Origin of the sequence: Enterococcus sp. ZJ1622 (assembly GCF_011038845.1) — a bacterium.
Taxonomy (GTDB): Bacteria; Bacillota; Bacilli; order Lactobacillales; family Enterococcaceae; genus Enterococcus_B.
The window spans coordinates 1-2,719 of record NZ_JAAKDW010000036.1; the positions used below are offsets into that span (position 1 = coordinate 1).

A 2,719-nucleotide genomic window follows, 5' to 3' on the forward strand; every position below is an offset into this window, starting at 1 on the left:
ACACGATGCTTACGTTTGCTGCCATGAATTTAAAAAAACTAGCCACATGGCTATGGAAAACAAAAAAGCCTATGGCTTTTTATTTCAAATTTCTACAAAGACTACCAAAAAGGAGTTGGCAATTAAGCCACTCCTTTTTGTCTACAGTCTGAGTATACCAGTATACTGGTATACTATTATGTACATTTACAAACTATGTATATTTCTTCAACATATTTGCAACTTTCACATTACTTTGCTATACTGAAGATAAGAAAAAGGAGCTATGCACGAACATAGCCCCTTTGTAGAACCGTTAAAAAGACGGTGGCTTTTATTAAATGTTTTGAACCATCTAACTACTTGCCAAAGTGAAAATTAGATGGTTTATTTTTTATTATTGTCGTTTTTGATAGCTAAAACTAACATCGCAAAAGCGATCATTAGCTGTAGAGCCTCAAACACTGACAACTCAAGCTCTCCTTTCCTTAGATTTGATACTTACATACATAAGCACCACCTCCTAGAATGGATTGCCACCATCTTTTCACTTTTCTACTCCATTATTATAACATATCTAAAATATACACTGTAAATGGCCAAATAAAAATGTAGGTTTGTGCGTCATTTGGTACGCTTTCCTTGTGTTATTTTATTCAAGGAGGAAAGTGTATTGAGAAAAGATATCTATGAAGGAGTGTTACCTTTCATTATGACTCATACAAAACCTAATTATGCTGCTTTAGCTAAACAATATAATTGTGATTACCGTACGGTAAAACGTTATTATGAAGCTGGAATAAGCAATAAATTACCTTTGCTTGCTCAAAAAAATAAAAATAAAAAAACTTTGGTTAGTGATTTTGAAGACATTATTGCTGATAAATTAGCTTTAGGTTGTTCTTCTTCTGCTATTTATCACTTTATTTCTAAACGTGGCTATCGTGGTAGTACACGTACCTTAAGAAAATATTGTCGAAATATCAAAGCAGATAAAATACAAAAAGCAACGATTCCTGTAGAAACAACTCCTGGTTTATCTGCTCAAGTAGATTGGAAAGAAGATCTTAAATTGGGCAATAAATTTGGCGAAGTTGTTCCTTGTAATATCTTTCTTTATGTTTTAGGGTATTCAAGAATTAAATACTTAGAATTAACTTTTGATCGTTCTCAAATTACTTTGTTCCGTTGCTTAACTAATGCGTTTCAATACACCGGCGGTGTCCCTACAGAAATATGGTTTGATAATATGAAAACTGTTGTTGACCGTAGCCGTAGTCAATTTGCTAAAGTTGTTTTTAATGAACGATTTCGACAATATGCAAAAGAAGCTGGGTTTATTCCGATTGCTTGTCGTGCATTTCGACCTCAAACAAAAGGAAAAGTTGAAGCTCTTGCGCGCACAATAGAACGAATTCGTGTATTTAATTATGAATTTGAAACAACTCAGGAATTATTTGAAATTGTTCAAACTATAATGGATTCATTGAATACTGAAGAAATTTCTCAAGCGATTCATGAATGTCCTAGTGACCGTTGGTCATACGAGAAAGAACAATTATCTTCTTTTGATGCCAATCAACTTAAAATCTATTCTTCTGTTGAAAAACAAATTAAACGAAAAGTATCTAACGAAGCGATGGTCCAATGGAATCAAAATAAATATTATGTACCCATCAATTACATTGGGAAAATTCTTACGCTATGTGTGAAAGAAGATAAGCTTTATATTTACGATGATTCTACTCTTGTTCGTACACATACAATTACTCATCAATTATTTAATTATCATCGGAATGACTATATAGAGATTTTTCGTTCTGACGTTTTTAAACATTTAGAAGACGAAGAATTAGAACGCTTTGTTGATGAAAATTTACAAGCGTATGACGAATTATAGAGGTGAATCATTATGTCTAATTACTATCATTTACTAAACAAATTAGAAGATTTGAATTTAAAACATACGAGAGAAACTTTACCAGAATATCTTGATACGATTGTTCAAGAAAATCTTAGTTTTGTAGAAGCTTTAAATCATTTAATGACGGAAGAGATCCACTCACGAAATGAAAGACAAAAAGAAAATCGTTTAAGAAAAGCGAATTTACCGTTTAAAAAAACAATGAATGATTTTGATTTCGGCTTCCAACCCAAAATTAATCGCACAGAGATTTTAGCTTTGTGTACCTTACGCTTTATGGATACAAACAATAATATATTGTTTATTGGGAATAGCGGAGTGGGAAAAACTCACTTAGCTATTCCCATTACACTAGCAGCCATAAGCAATGAATTAGTCAATCGACTAAATCGTGCAAATCAACGTGGAAATTTAGATCGATTGTTAAAAAAATATGCTTCTTACGATTTATTAATTATTGATGAAATTGGTTATTTACCTTTTACTCCTGATGGGGCAAAGTTGTTCTTTCAATTAATTAATCTTCGTTATGAAAAAAAATCGACCATTATTACCACGAATATTCCTTTGTCTCAATGGGCTGAAACCTTTCAAGATAAAAAATTAACAAATGCACTAATCGATCGATTAGTGCACCACGCTAAGATTATTCGGCTCTATAATTTCTAGGACTGATAGAATTTTCTGTTGGTCCTAGATTTTTTTGTAAAAAAACAAACAGACATACAAAAATTCCGATAGAATAGAGTCGTCTAAAGCATCAATCTGAAAGGAAGTTTTTGTATGTCCATCTCTCATTCTATCAAAGAACTCTTC

2 protein-coding genes and 1 pseudogene are annotated in these 2,719 nt (G+C 32.1%); all 3 read left to right on the forward strand.

The genetic code is table 11. The features are described 5' to 3' along the window. Positions 1-152, forward strand: a pseudogene (locus tag G7Y42_RS14730) (IS5/IS1182 family transposase); the annotation flags it as partial. Between the two features lie 500 nt (positions 153-652). Then, a complete protein-coding gene (istA, locus tag G7Y42_RS14735; RefSeq protein ID WP_165007660.1) occupies positions 653-1,879 on the forward strand; it encodes an IS21 family transposase in 1,227 nt (408 codons plus the stop codon). Positions 1,880-1,891: 12 nt separating this feature from the next. Further along, positions 1,892-2,572, forward strand: coding sequence for an IS21-like element helper ATPase IstB (istB, locus tag G7Y42_RS14740; RefSeq protein ID WP_165007663.1), 681 nt, complete (start codon positions 1,892-1,894; stop codon positions 2,570-2,572). The last annotated feature ends 147 nt before the right edge of the window (positions 2,573-2,719 follow it).

Coding starts and splice junctions, on each gene's coding strand:
- istB (WP_165007663.1), top strand. CDS start 1,892: ATGTCTAATTACTATCATTTACTAAACAAATTAGAAGATTTGAATTTA.